Source organism: Rhodococcus phenolicus, assembly GCF_001646785.1.
GTDB classification, from domain to species: Bacteria; Actinomycetota; Actinomycetes; order Mycobacteriales; family Mycobacteriaceae; genus Rhodococcus; species Rhodococcus phenolicus.
The window spans coordinates 1-18,897 of record NZ_LRRH01000062.1 but is presented as its reverse complement, the minus strand read 5'-3'; the positions used below and the strand labels follow the sequence as shown (position 1 = coordinate 18,897).

The following is an 18,897-nucleotide window of genomic DNA, read 5'->3' as shown; positions in this document are numbered from 1 at the left end:
GTCCTACTTGACGACGGTCTTGTTCTTGACGGTGCCGAGGCCCTCGATGGTCACCTCGCACACCTCGCCGTCCTGGATGTAGCGGGCGGGCTTGCGGGCGTGGCCGACACCACCGGTGGTGCCGGTGATGACGACGTCGCCCGGCTGCAGGGTGACGATGTGGGAGATGTAGTCGACGAGCTTCGCCGGGGTGAACACCAGATCGCTGGTGTTCGACGACTGCATGACCTCACCCTCGAGACGCGTCTCGATGCCGGTTCCCAGCCGGTAGTCGGTGTCGAGGACCGGGCCGAAGCCGCTGGTCTTCTCGAAGGTCTTGCCCTGGTCCCACTGCAGCGTCCGGTACTGGTAGTCGCGCATCGTGTAGTCGTTGATCACCGAGTAGCCGGCGATGTACTCGGCGGCGTCCGCCTCGGCGACCCGGTAGGCCTGCTTGCCGATGACGACGGCGAGCTCGGCTTCCCAGTCCAGCTGCGACGCTGCGTAGGCGGGGACGACGACGTCGTCGTAGGGGCCGGTGAGCGCTTCCTTGAACTTCGAGAACAGTGTCGGGTACTCGGGCAGGTCGCGGCCCATCTCCTTGATGTGGGTCGCGTAGTTCAGGCCGACGCACACGATCTTGCCGGGGCTCGGCACGACCGGTGCGTAGTCGGCGGCGGCGAGGTCGACGGTCTTGCCCGACGCCTGCTCGGCCACGGACTTCCAGTCGGGGTTGCCGAGCAGCGCGGACAGGTCGGCGTAGCCGTCGATCACGGTGGCGGCGGAATCGCTGTCGACGCGGACAGCGGCGGTACCGCCGTCGAGACGGAGGGTGGCGAGTCGCATGGGGGTCAGGCTCCTTCGGAGATGATGGTGCGGTTGAAGTGCAGACGCTCCACGATCGGCGCGTCGGAGAAGGCGAACAGGTCGATGCCGTCGGCGCTGGTCAGCGACCATTCGACCCACGACGGGACGACGATCATGTCGCCCTTCGTCACGTCCCGGTCGACGCCGTCGAGGGTGAACCGGCCCTCGCCCTCGAAGACCTGGAACACGACGGAGCCGACGTCGCGCCGGGGCCGGGTGTGGGCGCCGGGGCGCAGCCGGTGGAACTCGGCGCGGATCGTCGGCATGACGTCGCCGCCGGTCGTGGGATTGGTGTAGCGGATGGCCGCGTGGCCCGGTTCCGGGGTGGCCGCGAAACCCTCGTCCTCGAGGGCGAGCTGCTCGTTCAGTGCGGCGTCGGTGTACTTCCAGCGGTAGCACGCGATCGGCGAACTGGTCTTGCGATCCAGTCCGACGAGCGGCCGCAGGCCGGGGTGTGCCCAGAGGCGTTCCGAACGCGACACGTCCGGGGTGCCTTCGTCGGTGACCCCGTCGGAGCCGAACTCGAAGAACCCGGTGTCCGTGTAGTGGACGAACGGGATGTCGAGACCGTCGATCCACGCCATCGGCTGATCGGTCTCGTTGTGGTGGCCGTGGAAGTTCCAGCCCGGGGTGAGCAGGAAGTCGCCGCGGCGCATCGCGACCGGGTCACCGTTGACCACGGTCCACACGCCTTCACCTTCGACGACGAAGCGGAATGCGTTCTGCGCGTGGCGATGCTCGGGCGCGGTTTCCTTGGGGCCGAGATATTGGATCGCCGCCCACAACGTGGGGGTGACGTAGGGAACGCCGCCCAGGCCGGGGTTCGCGAGGGCGATGGCACGGCGTTCACCGCCGCGGCCGACGGGCACGAGATCACCGGCACGCTGCGCGAGCGGGTACAGCGTCGACCACTTCCACACGAAGGGCACGGCCTTCGAGGTCGGGGTCATCGGCATGAGATCGCCGAGCTGGGTCCACAGGGGGTTGAGGTGCTCGGTCTCGAAGTCGGCATAGAGCTGCTGCAGCTCCGGGTCGACGGGCTCGGTCGCAGTCATGGTTCTCCTCGCGAAACGTCCGGCTCGGATTCGTCGTCGACTCCAAGGTAGGGCGGCCGTCACGCCGGAAGATATCTAATTCTGCTCTGCGGAATCCTCTGCCTCCGTTTCATCGACGTCCGCGACGTCGACCTCGATACCGCGCACCGCGGCCTGCAACTGAGCCACCAGGTGACCGCGCAGGTGCTGCCGGTACCGGTTGACGGGAACCGCGGCGGTGAGCGCGCCGATCGCGCGGCCCGTGCCGTTGCGGATCGCGACGCCGATCGCCGCGACCCCCTCCTCGGTCTGCTCGACGTTGACGGCGAAACCGACCCGCCGCGCGGCCTCGAGTTCGTGCACGAATTCCTCGAACTCCCCGACCGCCATCCGCCGGTCCGTCTCGTACGCCGGCGAGCGGTCGCCCGCCTCGCCCACCGGCCGCAGGTAGAGCTGTTCGAGGACCGGTCGCGGAAGCTCAGCGAGGAGGATGCGACCCCCGGCCGTCAGTTCGGCAGCAAGCACCTGACCTTGGCGATCGCCGACGCGCAGGATCGATTCGGTCTCGGCGGTCCACAGGAAGCGCGCCTGGGTACCGACCCGCACCACGAGGTTGATCGTCTCGCCGGCGAGCGCGGCGAGGGCTTCCATGTGCGGACGGCTCAGATCGGTGAACCGGCGGGTCCAGCCCTGCCGGGCCGGGCCGACGCCCATGGCCGGACCGGGGTGGTACAGGCGCTTCTCGTCCTGCATCGCGAATCCGCGGTAGACGAGCATCGCGAGCAGCCGGTGGGCCGTCGACGGCGCGATCCCCAGTTCGGTCGCGGCGTCCTTCAGGCGGACCGCCCCGACGTCGCGCAGCATCTGCAGCAGGCGCAGCGCGTTGTCCACCGACTCGAGCATGTACGTCGGCTTCCGGATCGTCCCGATCGGTTTATTCTGCACACAAGAACTTTATTGCATGAGACGCGCGCCACGCACCACCGTGGAGGAATGCATTCCACGCCCGACGTCGCCACCACGCGCGACGGCAACATCGTTCTGCCCCGCGGCAAGATGATCGCGGTCATCGTGTGCTGGCTGTTCGTCGTCTTCGACGGTTACGACCTCATCGTCTACGGCAACGTCATCTCCAGCCTGCAGAACGAATGGGGCATCAGCCCCTCGACCGCCGGCACACTCGGCAGCCTCGCGTTCGTCGGCATGATGATCGGAGCCGTGCTCGCGGGCCGGCTCTCCGACGCCGTCGGACGCAAGCAGGCCGTGATCGGCTGCGTCGTGGCGCTGTCGGTGTTCACCACCCTGTGTGCGCTCGCGCCCAACCCGGCCGTCTTCGGGATCCTGCGCCTGATCGCGGGCATCGGCCTGGGCGGACTGGTGCCGACCTCGAATGCCCTTGCCGCCGAATTGGTTCCGGACAAGTGGCGTGCCGCCGTCGCGACGATGATGATGTCCGGTGTGCCGATCGGCGGATCGATCGCGGCGCTGCTCGGCATCCCGGTGATCCCGAACTGGGGCTGGCGCCCGATGTTCCTGTTCGCCCTGATTCCGCTGGTCGTTCTCGTGCCGCTGGCGCTGAAGGTGCTGCCGAACACCACCGTCCTGCACAACGACCACAAGTCGGCCGGTGGCTTCCGGGAACTGCTCGGACCGAACTTCCGGGTCATCAGCATCATGTTCGCGGCCGTCACCGTCGTGACCCTGCTGGCCTGGTACGGCCTCGGCACCTGGCTGCCGAAGCTCATGCAGGGCGAGGGCACCGACCTCGGCAGCGCACTGACCTTCGCCCTCGCGCTGAATCTCGGCGCGGTCGCCGGATCGTTCATCACGGCCTGGGGCGGGGTGCGCTTCGGCTCGGTGCCGACGAGCGTCGTCGCGGCGTTGGTCGCCGGTATCGCGCTGCTCGCCCTGCTGCTGAACCCGCCGGTCGCCGTCGTCTACCTGATCTTCGTGCTCGCCGGTGTCGGGACCCACGGCACGCAGGCCCTGATCATCGCGGCCGTCGCGTCCTACTACCCCGATCACCTGCGCGGCACCGCACTGGGCTGGGCGCTCGGCGTGGGCCGGATCGGAGCGGTCGCCGCCCCGCAGATCGGCGGCTGGCTGCTCGCCGCGGGATTCGGCGCGAACTCCAACTTCCTGCTGTTCGGTGTCAGCGCCCTGGCCTCGTCGCTGCTGCTCACGATCATCTGGAAGTCCTTCTCTCCCCGCCACGAAGCACCTCGCCCGGTCGCCGCGCACTGAGCCGAAGCCCCCGACCCCACCGTTTTCGAGTCCAAGGAGTGTCATGTCCGATCTGAAGAACGCCCGCGTTCTCATCGCCGGGGGCGGTATCGGCGGTGTCGCCAACGCCCTCGCCCTTGCCCTGAAGGGCGCCGACGTCACCCTGTTCGAGCAGGCCGCCGAATTCGGCGAGGTGGGCGCCGGTTTGCAGATCGGACCGCACGGCAGCCGCATCCTGCAGTCGCTCGGTGTCTACGACGAGGTCATCGCCAAGGGGGTTCTGCCCAAGAATCTCGTCTTCCGCGACGCGGTGACCGCGGAGATCCTCACCAAGGTCAACCTCGGGCGCGAATACCAGGAACACTACGGCGGCGTGTACTTCGTCGTGCACCGGTCCGATCTGCATTCGGTGCTCGTCGAGGCCGCCCGCAAGGCCGGTGCCGACCTGCGCGTCGACTCCGCCGTGCAGGACGTCGTCAACGACGGTGACACCGTCCGCGTCATCCTCGCGGACGGCTCCGAGCACGTCGGCGACGTGGCGCTCGGAATGGACGGCCTGCATTCGCGGCTGCGGGCCAAGCTGCACGACGACAAGCCGGTCGGCTCCGGATACGTTGCGTTCCGCGGGACCTTCCCGATGAGCGAGGTGCCACTCGAGGAGGAGATCGAGGACGTCGTCGGTTACATCGGCCCGCGCTGCCACTTCATCCAGTACCCCCTGCGCGGTGGTGACATGCTCAACCAGGTCGCCGTGTTCCAGTCGCCGGCGTTCCTGCGCGGTGAGGAGAAGTGGGGCAGCCCCGAGGAACTCGCGCACGCCTACGATCACTGCCACGAGAGCGTCCGGGCCGCGCTGAAGTACCTGTGGACCGACCGGTGGTGGCCGATGTTCGACCGCAACCCGGTCGACAACTGGGTCGACGGCCGCATGATGCTGCTCGGCGACGCCGCGCATCCGCCGCTGCAGTACCTCGCGTCCGGCGCCGTGATGGCCCTCGAGGATGCCAAGTGCCTCGCCGACTACGCGGCCGAGGACCTGCAGGGCGACCCGCGGAACTGGACGAAGATCCTGCACGACGTCAACGCCGAGCGCGCCCCGCGCTGCAACCGCATCCTCACCGTCGGCCGCATGTGGGGCGACCTGTGGCACCTCGACGGGGCCGGACGCGAAGCCCGCAACGAGTTGTTCCGCATCCGCGACACGTCCAGCTACAAGTACACCGACTGGCTGTGGGGCTACAACTCGGACCGCCGCCGCTGATTCCCACCCGTCGGCGCACTCCGCCTCGTGTCACTCCGTTCCGGTGAGCGACGCGAGGCGGCGCTCGGCACTGGCCAGTGCCTCGCGGGCGGTGACCAGGTCGTCGCGCAGGGCGGCGAGTTGCCGGTGCATCCCGAGCGTCATGTCCCCCGGCTCGGGGATCGCCAGGACGTAGGATCCGCTTCCGCGGCGCGTCTCGATGAGGCCTTCCATCCGCAGCACGTCCTGCGCGTCCTTCACGACGGACGGGGAGACCCCGTAGTGCGCGGCGAGTTCGTGCACGCCGGGAAGCTGATCGCCTACGGCCCATTCCTTCCAGGCCAGCCGGTGCTTCAGGTCGGTCGCGACGTTCTCGTACTTGAAACCCATGGCTCGACCATAACACTTTTACGTACAACTGACATTATTGTCGCGGGGCGGCACCTACCATTGCGCGCATGAATGCCCTACGGACCGCGGTCGTCGGCGGCGGAATCATCGGCGCCGCAACCGCGCGCCGGCTCACCGAGTGCGGCGCCACCGTCACCCTGTTCGAGAAGGAACGCGACCTCGCCGCGCACCAGACCGGACACAACAGCGGCGTCGTCCACGCCGGGCTGTACTACACGCCCGGCAGCCTCAAGGCACGACTGTGCCGGCGCGGCGTGGACCTGCTGCGCGACTACACGGCCGAACGGAACCTGCCGTACGAGGAGTGCGGAAAGATCGTCGTCGCACTCGACGACTCCGAACTCGGCCGCCTCGACGCCATCGGCGCACGAGCGACCGAGAACGGGGTGCCCGGGATCCGGCGGATCGGACCCGGCGAGATCGAGGCGATCGAACCGCGGGCACGCGGTATCGCCGCGCTGCACTCCCCGCACACCGCGATCGTCGACTACGTCGCCATCACCACCGCCTTCGCGGGCGACGTCGTCGCGGGCGGCGGCACCGTCCGCACGGGCACCGAGGTCACCGACCTGAGCCCCCGCGGCGACGAGGTCCTCGTCGGAACCGAAACCGCATCCGACGCATTCGATCTCGTGATCACCTGCGCGGGACTGCAATCGGATCGGCTCGCCCGCGGCGCCGGCGACGCGCCGACCCCCCGGATCGTGCCGTTCCTCGGCGACTACTTCCTGCTCCGGCCCGAACTGTCCACGACGGTGCGCGGCCTGATCTACCCGGTGCCGGACCCACGTTACCCGTTTCTCGGCGTGCATCTGACCAAGCGAATAGACGGCTCGATCATGCTCGGCCCCAACGCTTTCCTCGCCCCCGGCCGGGAGGCGTACGACCGGCGCTCCGGATCCGCGCGGGACCTGTGGGACGCGCTCGCCTTCCCCGGGTTCGCACGGTTCGCGGTCCGCAACGTGCCCGCGGCACTGCGGGAACTGAGGACCGCGGTGAGCACCCGCGAATTCGTCACCGAAGCGGCGAAATACGTGCCCGGTCTCACCGCCGCCGACGTCGAGCGCGGACCGCGCGGAATCCGCGCCCAGGCGATGAATCCGGACGGCAGCCTCGAGGACGACTTCGTCGTCACCGGACACGGACGTCTGGTACACCTGCGCAACGCGCCCTCCCCGGGCGCGACGTCGTCGATGGCGATCGCCGAATACCTCGTCGACGCAGCACTCGAACGGGTCGCGCCCTGATCCCTCGGCGAACTGTCACGAGATCCGTTGGCGGCAGATGCATGTCACCGTGCGCAACACGGGCGATCGGCGCTCAGGCGATCGACTCGAGCCACCGCGTCATGACCGCGTGCGCCTGCGCCGACGTCTGCGAGTGCACCGAGCCGAGTTCCGCGAGCACCGCCTCGGCCGCGCCCGCTCCGAGGGTGCGTTCGAGTGCGCCGCGATACTCGTCGATCGCGAGCCACTCGGCGGCGACCTCGGGGCCGGCCTCGAGGTGGAACTGCACGCCGTAGCTGCGGCCGTGCCGGAACAACTGGTTCGGGTAGGCCGGCGACGACGCGAGCAGCGTCGCCCCCACGGGCAGATCGAACGTGTCGCCGTGCCACTGCAGGGTCGGGAAACTCGCCGGCACCTCGCCCCACACCGGATCCGAGGCTGCCGCGTCGGTCAGTTCCACATCGCACACCCCGACCTCCGGTGCGCCGCCCGGGTACACCTTCGCGTCCAGCGCGGCGGCCAGCAACTGCGCACCCAGACACACCCCCCACACCGGGACACCCGCAGCGAGAGCCGAACGCAGATAGTCGATCTCGTCGTCGATCCACGGGACGACCGCACCGTCGTACGCACCCATCGGGCCACCCATGACGACGATGGCCCGGTGGTCGAGCGTGTCGGGCAGCGGCTCCCGCCACAACCGGACCGTGCGCACCGGGCCGTACTCCTCCAGCGCCGGCAGATACTCGGCGGGTCCTTCGCACTCGACGTGCCGCAGTTCGAGGAAGCCAGAAGTCATCGCCACATCATGGCAGCCGAATGTTACGCGCGGTAGTCCGTTTCAGAGCCGGACGACGGCTGGAGGGCGACGGGACAGTGCCGCGACCGCCTTGCGTCGCAGCACGTAGCGGTGCAACGCACGCCGATCGCCCGCGGTGACCTCGATGTCCCACAGCTCCTGCGCGACGGGATGCATCAGCCCGCGGACGGCGCGGGTGGGCACGCGTCGCTGCACCCAGTCCCGGGGACGCAGCACCTGATCCCGGTAGGCATCGCCCCGCGCGGTCCGGTGCAGCACGGCGCGGCAGGTGTCGTCGAACCACGCGGCGAACCCGGCCCACGTGTCCGGTAACCCCCGGTCGCTGATCCCGTATCGGCGATACCACGCGCCGCAGTCGCGGTACAGATCCTCCCGGTCGCCGGCGGTCAGCGGCCGCACGAACGTCTCGATCATGGTGACGAGCGTGTCCACGTAGGTGGCGTGCTGGAACTGGAACAGGTCCGGGTTCAGGCTGTGATAGCGGCGGCCGAGATCGTCGACGCCTTTGATGTGCTCGTGTCCGCGCCGGATGATCGACGACAGGTCGGTGTCGTCGTAGGCCATCCGGATCAACAGCGGAACGGTATGCCTCTTGTGCAGCCACAGTCGTCGCGGCGTTCGCGAATGTTCCATTCCCGCAGCGATCGCCGGATGCAGCATCTGCAGTCCCACAGCGCGCGGCAGCGCGAGCAGGAACCTCCGGTCGCCGAGATACCGGCGCAGCAGACCGTCCGGATCGATGTCGGTCGAGTACACGACCACGGTGAGCCCGGCCGACCGCTCAGATGATGTTCTTACCGGACTCGATGCGACGGCGGAGGTCGGCCATCAGCGCCAGGCTGCCGCCGTGCCGGATGAACTTGGGGATGAACCGGTTGACGAACGAGACGAAGATGAACAGGTGCTCGAAACGGCGGCGGTCGTCCTCGCTCCAGCTCAGCCCGAGCTGTTCGCGGAAGTACGGCGGCAACGTCCCGATCGTGAGGAACTTCAGCAGGTTCCGGAACATCATCCGCATCGGCCAGTTGATCATCTTCAGCCCGACGAGATCCAGCAGGAACTGCTTGGTGGTCTCGTCGAACACGACACGCTCGCACCCGCGGTTCCAGTAGCGCTCGAAGTCGGCGCGCGTGGCGGGCCACATCTCCTCGGTGACCTGCAGAGTCGTCCCGAGTTTCGATGCGGTGGAATAGAAGTCTTCGATCTGCTCGTCGTCGAGGGCGCCGTGCAGCAACTGGTAGCTGTCCTCGATGCCGACGTAGAGGCACGCGGCGACCCACATCTGCAGTTCGCGGTTGAACGCGTTGTACTTCACGGGGCTGTTCTCGTCGGAGCGAACCTGGCGGTGCGCACCGTTGACGGCCTCGCGGAACGCCACGCGCTCCTCGTCCGTGCCCAGGATCGCGACCGCCAGGTACTGCGTGGTGGTGCGAGCACGCTTCCACGGATGGTGGACGAGCGATCCGGACGGCACACGGCTCTCCATGACGCCGTACGCGACCTCCGGCCAGCCCAGCTGCATGATCACGTTCGCGGCGGCACCGGCGAACGACCAGAAGTCGATGGCATCGGACAGAGCGTGCTGCTTGCGGCTCCACCTGTTCGGGCCACTGGTGATCTTGATGCGGGTGCGTGCGGAAGTCAGCACGGGTTCGGTATCCACAGCTTCGTCGAGGTAATGCGCGGGCATCGGGTCCTCCTGAGGTTCTGTTCGGACGGTAGCGCCGGATCGGCGCGGGATGGGCGTTCCCTGCCTGTCAGTTCCCTTCGCTGCCGATGCCCTGGAGCAGCATCCGCCAGAAGGCCGCGAGTTCTTCGCCCGCAGGGATGAGGATCGGGTCGGCAACGACCGGCGGGCCGATGACCGTGCCGGGGGTCGTCCGGTTCGTCACGCCCAGATCGTTCGGCCGCGGGGCGTTCTGCGCGCCGCGCTGGCCGTGATCCTCACCGGGCGGGCAGTAGTGGGTGAGATCCACCGTCACCGGCGACTCGTCGCCGAGCTGACGGCGGGGTGTGTCGTACACGCACACCGGGCCCTGCGTCGCGATGAGCGCGAAGTCCGCGCGGTCACCGTGCACGATGGACTCGAGCGCGGCCAGCCCCGCGGGGATGGCGACCAGACCGGTCTGCAGGGCGGCCGAACGATCCGAGATGATCGGTGCGACATCGACGAGGTTGGCGAGCACCGCCGCGAACGACTCCTCGTTGGCGGCGAGCACACCGTCGGCGCGGCGCATCGCGTCCGGGGTCGTCGTCATCATCTCCCCGATCCGGTCCTCGTTGGCGTACAACGTGTCCGCGATCGTGCGGGCCGCGGCCATGCCGTCGACGAACTGCGCGGAGTTGTCCGCCATCGTGGACGTCAGACCGGCTGTGCGGCTGAGTAGTCCGGTGAGGTCCGTCGCGTGGGTCTCGAGCCGGCCGGACAGGTCGTCGGCGTCGGTGATGAGACGCGCCAGATCGGGACCGAGGCCCTGGAACGCCGCGCCGAGTTCGGCACCGACGGTGGCGACGGCGCCGGGCTCGACGGTGTCGAGCAGCGCGGATGTGCTCGCGAGCGTCTCGGCGATCTGGACCGGCTGTTCGTCGGCGGGCATGTCGATCGAGTCGCCGTTCGCGAGATACGGCCCGTGATCCACACGCGGAAAGATGTCGACGTTGAGCATGCCGGCGAGCGTGCCCTGGGTGATCTTCGCGATCGAGTCTGCCGGGATCTCGGTGCTGCCCTCGAGTTCGAGCTCGAGCCGGGCGCCGCCGCGTTGCGGTTCGACCGCCACCGCCGAGACGGTACCGACCTGGACACCGCGGTAGGTGACGACGGTGCCCTCCGAGACACCGAGCGCATCGTCGACATACGCGGACAGCCGCATCTCGTCGCCGAGTCCGCGAGGACCGACGATGTAGTAGATCCCGTAGGGCACCACGACCAGGGCCGCCAGCACGAACAGGACGAGCTGGACGAGGACGATCTTCTTCATCGGTTGCCCCCTCCGAGCAGATCCTGCAGCGACGTGGGTGACGGTTCGGGCGGGGTTCCGGTGAAGTAGCCACCGGTCAGGACGGTGTCGATGCTCTCCGGGATCTCGAGCGCCCCGTCGAAGACGAGGTAGTCGCCGCGGACGGATCTGCCGAAGGCGTCCATGAACGCGTTCATCGCCACGAGGGTGCTGCCCATCCTGTCGTTGAATGCCTGGAGGGTGGACGCGACCGTCTCCGCGTCGATCAGGAACCCGGCCGTGCCCTGCGGCACGGCACCGGTCAGTGCTTGCACGTTCCCGGCGAGCCGCGTCGTCGAGTCGAGGAGCGCGGAGATCGAGTCGCGCTGCGCGACGAGCACATCCACCGCACCCGCGGTGTTCGCGAGGTAGGTGTCCATCGCCTGCTCCTCGTCGGCCATGCGCCGGGTGACGTCGGCGGCCAGCGTCATCGCCTCGTCGAACGCGGTCTGCTGATCGATCGCCCGTGTCATCAGGTCGGTTGCGGTGTCGGCGAGCGACTGAACCCGATCGGAGCGTCCGGTGAACGCGACGTTCAGTTCGTCGACGACGGTCGCGAGCTGGTCCATTCCGCTGCCGCTGACGACGTTGCCGAGCGCGGCGAGCATCGTCTCGACCCGCGGGCCGAGATCGGTGTTCTCCACGGCGATCACGTCTCCGTCGGACAACCGGTCCGATGCCGCGTCCACGGGGGTGACCAGTCGCAGGTACGGGCTGCCCAATGCGGACGGAATCTCCACCGACACGAGGACGTTGCTCGGGACCTCGAGTTCGCGCTGCAGCGAGACCTGCAGGTTCGCGCCGGTGGTCGCGGTGCTCAGCGACGCGACCCGCCCGACGATCTGCTGCCCGTACCGGACGTCGGCGCCCAGCACGATGCCGTCGGCGCTCGGCAACTGCACCTCGACGTCGAACGCGCCGGCCCCGGCGGACCGCCCGACCGGGAGATCCTGGATGCCGTAACCGCAGGCGGACACGGTGACGGTGCCCGCCGCCGCGACGGCGAGCGCGGCGAGCCGGATACCGCGCCGGGACGAAAGGGACGGTGGCGTGGTCACGGGTTCCCCCCGGTGATAGCGGTGACGATTCCCAGCGGATCGGACGCGCTGATCGGGAACGAGATCGGGTTGGTGAATCCGGCGCCGGTGCACAACGGCAGTTTGTACTGCGCGCACAGCGGGCCGGCGACCTCGAACTGCGTCAGGTTCGTCGACACGTTCAGCCGGATGCGGCTGCGTCCGTCCGGGCCGACCGTGTTCTCGAGGTTCTGCATCATCAGCGGCACGAGATCCATGAACTCCGCGAGCCCGGCCTGATTGTCGGTCAGGGCGTAGCCGAGCCCCTCCAGGTTCGCCGAGATCGCCCCGAAGCTCTCCTGGTGTTCGGTGACGAAGCTGTCGAGTTCGGCGAAGACCGTCTGCAGCTCCTCGAGCGGCACGGTGATGTCGAGATCCGCGTCCTGCCACACCGTCGACAGCGTGGACATGTCCTCGATCATGCTGTCGAGGGACACCTGGCGCGCGTCCATCGCGTCGATGAGCGTCGTCAGGTTCTCGACGAGCACCGAGAAGTCGTCGGAGGTTCCGCCGACGACGCCGGTGGCGGCGCTGAGGTCGCGGATGGCGTTGTTGAACGCCTCGCCCTGGCCTTCCCACGTCTGCGCGCCGCTGGCGAGCACCGATCCGACGTCACCGCCCTCCGGACCCATGAAGTCGACGAGCGTCGACAGGCTGCCGAGCATGCCGTCGATGTCGATCGGCGAGTGTGTGCGCTCGATCGGGATCACGGTGCCGTCGGGCAACTGCGGGCCGTCGGTGTAGGCCGGTCCCAGTTCGATGTAGCGCTCGCTGATGATCGCCGGGCTCATCACGTACGCGGAGACGTCGGCGGGCAGTTTCACCGACTCCGGAACGGTCATCGTCACCCGGACCGAGGTGCCCTGCGGTTCGATCCCCGTGACGGTACCGACCCCGACGCCGAGGACGGCGACCTTGCTGCCGGTGTAGATACCGTTGACGTACTCGAAGTCGGCTTGCACGGTGGTGACCCGGTCGGTGCGGCCGAAGACGTACCAGGCGGGCACAGCGATCATGAGAAGCGCGACCACGAGGAGCGAGACGATCTTCTTCCGGTTCGACGGCCCGGTGGCGGCGGTGGCCTGTTCGCTCCCCGGCATTTCCTGTGTCACCGACATTCCTGCATCACTCCCATCGCGCACAGAAGGTTGTCGGGCAGGACCGCGGCGGGCGTCGTGACGTCGGCCCAGGTGCCGTTGCCGGTGGCGTCGGTGACGGTGCGCAGCGCAGGCGGCAGCTGGATCATGAGTGCGGCGACGTTGTCCGAGTTCTGCTGCAGCGTCGCGGTCACGGCGGTCAGGTTGGCCACGAGCCGGTCCGCTTCCTCCCGGTTCTCCGTGAACGTCTGCGACAGGGTCGCGATGACGGCGCGGAGGTTGTTCGCGAGTCCGGTCAGGGCCTCCTTGCGGACCGACATGGTCTGCACGAGAGTGCGTGCGTCCACCGCGGTTGCGACGAGGGAGTCCTGCTGGTCGACGGCCATCACCGACAGCCGGCGCGACATCTCGAGCAGCTGGTCGAACTGTTCACTGTGCCGGCCGAACGCGGTCGACGCCGCGCTGATACCGGTGAGGGTGCGTTCGACCTGGTCGCTGTCGGACGGCATCACCTGCGACAGCGTGGTCATCATCTGTTCCATCGCGTCGAGATCGAGTTCCTGCGAGACGCGCTCGGCACCGGCACCGACCTCGTCGAGCGAGTAGGGGACGGTCGTGCGATCGAGCGGGATCGTGTCGGCGCCGTCGTCGACACCACCCGGGCGTACGTCGAGATAGCGCTTGCCGAGCACCGTTTCGAGGCGGACCGACGCGGTGGAGGTGTTGCCGACCGTGCGGTTGCGGTCGAGCCGGAACTCGACGTCGACGTGGTCGCCTGCGAGCACGATGTTCTCGACCCGTCCGGCGGGGACACCCGCGACGTACACGGGGTCGCCGGTCGCCAGACCGGCGGCGTTCGCGAATTCCGCTGTGTACGCCTCTGTTCGGGCCTGGTACCAGAAGCGCGGGATGCCGATCGCGGCACCGAGGCCGACGACTAGGACGACGATGCCGATGGTGCCGAGCACCAGCGGCATGTGCGAGGTGTTCTGCCGGCGGCCGAACCCGAACAGGAACTCGAGTGCACCGACGAACACGTCGATCAGTTTGACCAGGAACATCATTGTGGCGTCCCCTCCCCCGGTACGGATGCCGCGGAGTTCTCCAGCACGTCCACGAGATCGTCGATGTGTGCGACCCCGATCGCGACGAGCGTGACACCCGCGCCGAGGACGACGACGAACATCCAGGCGAAACTCTGCAGGATCCGTCCGTTACGGCCTCCGAGCGAGTGGACACCGCGGACGACGAGGTCGATGAGTCGTGTCAACAGGATCATCGGCACACCGACGAGTGGGTCGGACCGAAGATGTTCACTTCTGCGTCGCCTGCTTTCAGGGTGAAATTGCACAGGTAGAGGCTCACGAAGCTTCCGTACTGGCCGGTGTGGTTGATCTGGTTCGCGAAGTTCGGGAGATTCGCCACCATGCGTTCGAACTCCGGGGTGTTCGCGATCCAGGTGTCGGTGACGGACGCGAGGCTCGCGAGCGAGCGCGTGAAGGCGCCGTCGGACTGCGCCATGATGTCGGCGAGTTCGTCGACCGTCGCGCTGCCGGTGTCGAGGAACTCGGCGAGATCCGTTCCGTCTCCGACGACGGAATCACCGAGTACGGCAAGCCCGTTCACGAGTGAGGTGAGCTCGTCGCTGCGGTTGTCGAGGGTGCCGAGCAGCCGGGTCGTCTTGTCGACGACCTCACCGAGAATGTCCTCGCGGTCGCCGAGGCTGCCGGTCAGGGTCGCGACCCGGTCCAGGAACTGGGCGACGGCGTCGCCGCGTCCGTTGAACGTGTCGGTGATGTTGCGGGCGAGGACGTTGACCTCCTCGGGCGGCAGCGAATCGAACAACGGCCGGAACCCGTTCATCAGCGCCGTCAGGTCGACCGGAGGTGTCGTCTGCGAGACCGGAACCACCGAGCCGGGCGCGAGCACCTCGGACGAACCGGGCGCGTCGACATACGGTTCGGGCATCGTGATCGCCACGTACCGGGCACCGAGCATGTCGCCGTACCGCACGGCCGCCTGCACGTCGCCGGTGAGCACCTGATCGCCCTCGATCTCGACGGTCACCCGCGCGAGCGCGGCCCCGCCGTCCGTGTCGGCGACATCGACCGAGTCGACCCGACCGACGCGCACACCGGACACCGTGACGGGATTGCCGACGTTGAGGCCTTCCACATCGGTGAATTCGAGGACGTACCGGTCGGTGGAGCCGCGAACCGGGACGGCGAGGGTGTTGAACACCAGGGATCCGCAGACCGCGCCAACGGCACAGTAGGCGACGAGCGACACCACCTGGGAACGCGTGAGTTTCACGGGATCTGCACCTCGCTTCCACGGACGAGCGGGCCGAGGATGAACGTCGTCGCGGGGTTCGGCGCCGCTCCGGTCGCGTCGAGCCCGGCGGGAACGGTCACCCCGGCCGCACCGAGAGCGTCCTCGAGCAGCCGCAGCGGTTCTGCTTCCTCGGGCCCGCCGACGATCCGCGTTGGCGCGCTGTAGGTGCCGTTGGCAGGACTGTTGCATTCGAGTCCGGTGAGCGAACCGTAGGCCGGGCAGTCCGCCGAGGTGTACGGCAGCGGGTCGGCGAACGACGGCACCGCGGTGATGTTGAACCGTCCGGTCGCGAAGACCCTCGCGCCGGCGTTGCCGAACAACTCGGCGTTCTCGAGGGTGCTGTACAGCCCGCTCGGGTTGGCAGCGGTCGTGGCGAGGATCGTCCCGATCGAATCGGTGACGGTGATCATCGCATCCCGGCGCTCACCGGCGAATCCGTCGACCGAGGCGGCGAGCAGTGTCGCCGCGTCGAAGGTGTCGGCCAGCCGGTCACGGTTCTCGACGATCGCGCCGGACACCTCCGCCGCGGACGCGACCATCCCGACGATGTCGGGGGTGGCGAGCGACAACGACCGCATGACCTCGACGAACTGCGGTGTCGCGTCGAGGAATTCGGCGGCGGCGGGGGCCATCTGATCACTGACCGCGGTGAAGCGGTCGATCGTGCGGCCGATGGTCTCGCCGTTCCCCTCGAGCGCGCTGCTCAAGGCGCTCAGTGCGACCGAGAGCTGGTCGGGGCGCATCTCGTCGAGCACGCCTGCCATCTTCGTGAACACGTCGTACATCGCGACGGCTTCGGGACCCGAGTCGACCGCGATGGTGTCGACCTGCCCGAGCGTGCTCGCTGCGGAGGCTGCCGTGGCCTGGCTGCCGGACGGCACCGGGGCCGCGGGATCGGTACCGGTGGCCGGGTCGACGAGTTCGACGTAGATGTCCCCGAAGAACGTGCGGGGCACGACGCGGGCGAGCACTGCCGCCGGGACGAGCTCCGCCGCGCCGGAGTCGATCGCGAGGCGCACCTGGGACTCGGTCGAACCGGCCTCGACGGAGGCGATCCGCCCGACCTCGACACCGTGGTAACGCACGGGCGCACCGCCGTTGACGAGACCCACGGCAGCCGGCACCTCGACGAAGACGTCGGTCGTGTCCTCGAACGTTCCCGTTCCGCGCAGCACCATGCCCGCCGCGACACCCGCCGCGACGCACAGGCTCAGGGCTCCGCACAGGATGTACTTCGTTCTCTGACGTGATGTGGGTCGATCCACCTCACACCCCCATTCCGGGAACTTCGGGAACCAGACCCCACAGCGCGAACGTCAGCAGCACGTCGAGGACCCCGATCGACAGGATCGCGGTGCGCAGGGCCCGGCCGGCCGCGGCACCCACACCCGCAGGCCCACCCGACGCGTAGTACCCGTATGCGCAGTGCACGAGGCTGACGACGATCGCGAAGACCATGGCCTTTATTCCGGAGTACAGCAGATCCTGGGGGGTGAGCACGAGGTGGAAGAAATAGTCGTACGTGCCGGCCGACGCGCCGTTGAAGACCACGACGACCAGACGTGTGGACAGGTAGCTCGCGAGCAGGCCGATCATGTAGATCGGGATGACACAGACCATCGCCGCGAGCACGCGTGTCGCCGCGAGGAACGGGATCGACCGGATGGCCATCGAGTCGAGCGCGTCGATCTCGTCGGAGATCCGCATGGCACCGATCTGCGCTGTGAAGCCGACACCGACCTTCGCGGACAAGGCGATCGCGACGACCACGGGGGCGAGCTCGCGGGTGTTCGCGACTGCGGACAGCATGCCCGACATGGTGGTCATGCCCACCAGTTCGAGACCGCGCTGTGTTTCGACGCCGAGCATCATGGCCGCGGCGAGCGACATCGCGAACACGATGCCGATCGTGCCGCCTCCGGAGAGCAGGGACTGGGTGCCGAAGCTGACCTCGCTGATCTGCGCGATCACATGCTTGCGGAACTTGCTGAGCGCGTAGGGAATGGACGCGAGCGTGCGGAAGTAGAAGGACACGTGCATGCCGAGTGTCGCGAGGTTGTCGCCGACACGGGTGGCCGCGCGGGTCGCGGTGAGAACCGGTTCGCGGGTGGCCAGTGTCACCGGAACTCACCCACCGCCGGAACGATGACCGTGTAGAGCGCCGAGAGCGCGGTGTTGACGATGAACACGAGTGCGAAGGCGATGACGACCGCTTCGTTGACCGCATCGGCGACGCCGCGCGGGCCTCCCTTGGTGTGCAGGCCCTTGAACGTCGCGACGAGCGCGGAGAGCAGACCGAACACGGCCGACTTGACCAGCGCCATCACGAAATCCGCCGGTCGGCCGTATTCGGCGAAGGTCGCCATGAACGTTCCGGCGGGCAGATGCTGGACGTAGATGTGGTAGAGCCAGCACGCGCCGACACCACCGAGGGTGACCATCGAGCACAGCGCGAGGGAGACGACGACCGCGCCGACGAGGCGGGGCGCGACGAGACGTTCGAGAACGTCGAGTCCCATGACCTCCATCGCGTCGATCTCCTCGCGGATCTTGCGCGAACCGAGGTCGGTGCAGATGGCCGAGCCTGCCACCCCCGCGAGCATGAGCGCACACACGAGCGCGGAGGCCTGGCCGACGATGATGAACGCGACGACGGCGCCCGAATAACCACCGGCACCGATGCGGCCGGCGAGTTCGCCGACCGACACTGCGATGAACACACCGACCGGGATCATCAGCAGCAGCGACGGACCCGTGCACACGCGCCCGATGAACAGCGTCTGGGTGACCGTCTCGTGCAGCGACAGCCGGCGCCGCAACACCGCGACGAGCGTTACGACCAGCGACTGAACGGCGAACCCGATGAGGAAACCACCCTCGGTCGCGACGTCGCGAACCGGCCCACGAGGAGCCGGCAATTCATAGGTCATCTACTGCATCCCTTCGGTTTTCGCACAGGGGTGGCTCCGTCGATCGGGTACGGAAGCAGACGTGGATTCGAGGTGAAGTGTGACACACCCACCGGTGCAGAGCAAGAGCTAAGTGAACCGCGATTCTCACCGGTTGTGACGGTGCTCCCGACGGAGAGGGAACGGGAGCGAATGCCCACGACCTGCGAACAACCGGCTACCGACAGCCGTTTTCGCGAAACGGTCCGGCCCCTCTCCCATCCACGTCGGGAGCACTACGAGAACGCCGATACCCGTCAGGTCATACAAACGTCGGAGAAGGTCAGCACCGGCCAGCAGACGACGGATCCGAGGAACGAGATCACCAGATCGACGCCCTCCATGTCGGCGAGGTGCGAGGTGTGGGTGAGCGTCCAGACCACACCGATCAAGCCGTAGGGAATGGCGACGAGAACGACGAGGCCGGCGAACTCGGCGACGGACATCTCGTAGGACAGGACTTTGCGTGCAGCATCGAGCACCGGTCGGACTCCTGGACGATGGGCGGACGGAAGGCAGGGAACGCCGCGCGCCGGACGAAACCGCGACGTGGAGCGAGACGGGCGTGACGACCCTGTTGCGCGGAGACGGCACCGGGGCCGCGCGACGGACCACCGGCAGACCCACCGGCCCCCGCGACCGCCGC

Annotated in this window: 21 protein-coding genes; 4 read left to right on the top strand and 17 right to left on the bottom strand. The window is 68.1% G+C overall.

What is annotated here, in order from left to right; genetic code table 11:
* Positions 1-3: 3 nt before the first annotated feature.
* From A8G15_RS18070 to A8G15_RS18060, 3 genes are all read right to left on the bottom strand, one after another.
* A complete protein-coding gene (locus tag A8G15_RS18070; protein ID WP_068162529.1) occupies positions 4-825 on the bottom strand; it encodes a fumarylacetoacetate hydrolase family protein in 822 nt (273 codons plus the stop codon).
* 5 nt (positions 826-830) lie between these two features.
* Complete coding sequence (locus tag A8G15_RS18065; protein WP_068162526.1) at positions 831-1,901, bottom strand: cupin domain-containing protein; 1,071 nt, start codon at positions 1,899-1,901, stop codon at positions 831-833.
* Positions 1,902-1,976: 75 nt separating this feature from the next.
* The gene (locus tag A8G15_RS18060; RefSeq protein WP_156665457.1) at positions 1,977-2,783 is read right to left on the bottom strand and encodes an IclR family transcriptional regulator; all 807 of its coding nucleotides are present in this window, start codon (positions 2,781-2,783) and stop codon (positions 1,977-1,979) included.
* Between the two features lie 90 nt (positions 2,784-2,873).
* Here A8G15_RS18060 and A8G15_RS18055 point away from each other — a divergent pair, with 90 nt between their 5' ends.
* Both A8G15_RS18055 and A8G15_RS18050 read left to right on the top strand, forming a co-directional pair.
* The gene (locus A8G15_RS18055; protein ID WP_068162518.1) at positions 2,874-4,124 is read left to right on the top strand and encodes an MFS transporter; all 1,251 of its coding nucleotides are present in this window, start codon (positions 2,874-2,876) and stop codon (positions 4,122-4,124) included.
* A gap of 43 nt (positions 4,125-4,167) precedes the next feature.
* Positions 4,168-5,364 carry an FAD-dependent monooxygenase gene (locus tag A8G15_RS18050; RefSeq protein ID WP_068162515.1) on the top strand — a complete coding sequence of 399 codons (1,197 nt, stop codon included), beginning with the start codon at positions 4,168-4,170 and terminating at the stop codon, positions 5,362-5,364.
* A 30-nt stretch (positions 5,365-5,394) separates the two neighbouring features.
* Here A8G15_RS18050 and A8G15_RS18045 read toward each other — a convergent pair whose 3' ends face one another.
* Positions 5,395-5,733 (bottom strand): winged helix-turn-helix domain-containing protein, encoded by a 339-nt coding sequence (locus tag A8G15_RS18045; protein ID WP_068162514.1) that lies wholly within the window; start codon positions 5,731-5,733, stop codon positions 5,395-5,397.
* A gap of 68 nt (positions 5,734-5,801) precedes the next feature.
* On the opposite strand from A8G15_RS18045, the gene lhgO reads away from it, so the two are divergent.
* Positions 5,802-7,001: an L-2-hydroxyglutarate oxidase gene (lhgO, locus tag A8G15_RS18040; protein ID WP_068162511.1), complete on the top strand. Its 1,200-nt coding sequence runs from the start codon at positions 5,802-5,804 to the stop codon at positions 6,999-7,001.
* 73 nt (positions 7,002-7,074) lie between these two features.
* Here lhgO and A8G15_RS18035 read toward each other — a convergent pair whose 3' ends face one another.
* The 13 genes from A8G15_RS18035 to A8G15_RS17975 form a co-directional block, all read right to left on the bottom strand.
* Positions 7,075-7,779, bottom strand: coding sequence for a type 1 glutamine amidotransferase (locus tag A8G15_RS18035; RefSeq protein ID WP_068162508.1), 705 nt, complete (start codon positions 7,777-7,779; stop codon positions 7,075-7,077).
* Between the two features lie 42 nt (positions 7,780-7,821).
* Positions 7,822-8,556 (bottom strand): oxygenase MpaB family protein, encoded by a 735-nt coding sequence (locus tag A8G15_RS18030; RefSeq protein ID WP_245687887.1) that lies wholly within the window; start codon positions 8,554-8,556, stop codon positions 7,822-7,824.
* A gap of 25 nt (positions 8,557-8,581) precedes the next feature.
* Positions 8,582-9,490 (bottom strand): oxygenase MpaB family protein, encoded by a 909-nt coding sequence (locus A8G15_RS18025; protein WP_068162503.1) that lies wholly within the window; start codon positions 9,488-9,490, stop codon positions 8,582-8,584.
* Positions 9,491-9,557: 67 nt separating this feature from the next.
* Positions 9,558-10,778, bottom strand: coding sequence for an MlaD family protein (locus A8G15_RS18020; protein ID WP_068162500.1), 1,221 nt, complete (start codon positions 10,776-10,778; stop codon positions 9,558-9,560).
* Positions 10,775-11,854 (bottom strand): MlaD family protein, encoded by a 1,080-nt coding sequence (locus A8G15_RS18015; RefSeq protein ID WP_082899979.1) that lies wholly within the window; start codon positions 11,852-11,854, stop codon positions 10,775-10,777. Before A8G15_RS18015 ends, A8G15_RS18020 begins: the two co-directional genes overlap by 4 nt.
* Positions 11,851-12,972, bottom strand: coding sequence for an MCE family protein (locus tag A8G15_RS18010; RefSeq protein ID WP_068162636.1), 1,122 nt, complete (start codon positions 12,970-12,972; stop codon positions 11,851-11,853). Before A8G15_RS18010 ends, A8G15_RS18015 begins: the two co-directional genes overlap by 4 nt.
* A gap of 8 nt (positions 12,973-12,980) precedes the next feature.
* Positions 12,981-14,030, bottom strand: coding sequence for an MCE family protein (locus tag A8G15_RS18005; RefSeq protein ID WP_068162632.1), 1,050 nt, complete (start codon positions 14,028-14,030; stop codon positions 12,981-12,983).
* The gene (locus A8G15_RS18000) at positions 14,030-14,248 is read right to left on the bottom strand and encodes a hypothetical protein (protein WP_156665449.1); all 219 of its coding nucleotides are present in this window, start codon (positions 14,246-14,248) and stop codon (positions 14,030-14,032) included. The genes A8G15_RS18005 and A8G15_RS18000 overlap by 1 nt, the downstream gene beginning before the upstream one ends.
* A complete protein-coding gene (locus tag A8G15_RS17995) occupies positions 14,245-15,282 on the bottom strand; it encodes an MCE family protein (RefSeq protein ID WP_068162494.1) in 1,038 nt (345 codons plus the stop codon). The genes A8G15_RS18000 and A8G15_RS17995 overlap by 4 nt, the downstream gene beginning before the upstream one ends.
* Positions 15,279-16,568: an MCE family protein gene (locus A8G15_RS17990; protein ID WP_068162491.1), complete on the bottom strand. Its 1,290-nt coding sequence runs from the start codon at positions 16,566-16,568 to the stop codon at positions 15,279-15,281. The genes A8G15_RS17995 and A8G15_RS17990 overlap by 4 nt, the downstream gene beginning before the upstream one ends.
* Before the next feature lies 1 nt (position 16,569).
* The gene (locus A8G15_RS17985) at positions 16,570-17,424 is read right to left on the bottom strand and encodes an MlaE family ABC transporter permease (protein ID WP_068162488.1); all 855 of its coding nucleotides are present in this window, start codon (positions 17,422-17,424) and stop codon (positions 16,570-16,572) included.
* Positions 17,421-18,233 (bottom strand): MlaE family ABC transporter permease, encoded by an 813-nt coding sequence (locus tag A8G15_RS17980; protein WP_068162485.1) that lies wholly within the window; start codon positions 18,231-18,233, stop codon positions 17,421-17,423. The genes A8G15_RS17985 and A8G15_RS17980 overlap by 4 nt, the downstream gene beginning before the upstream one ends.
* A 275-nt stretch (positions 18,234-18,508) precedes the next feature.
* The gene (locus A8G15_RS17975) at positions 18,509-18,697 is read right to left on the bottom strand and encodes a hypothetical protein (protein WP_068162629.1); all 189 of its coding nucleotides are present in this window, start codon (positions 18,695-18,697) and stop codon (positions 18,509-18,511) included.
* A 20-nt stretch (positions 18,698-18,717) separates the two neighbouring features.
* Between A8G15_RS17975 and A8G15_RS31470 the strand changes: the two genes are divergently transcribed.
* Positions 18,718-18,897, top strand: a 180-nt coding sequence (locus A8G15_RS31470) for a hypothetical protein (protein WP_211270193.1), incomplete at its 3' end; no start/stop codon positions are given.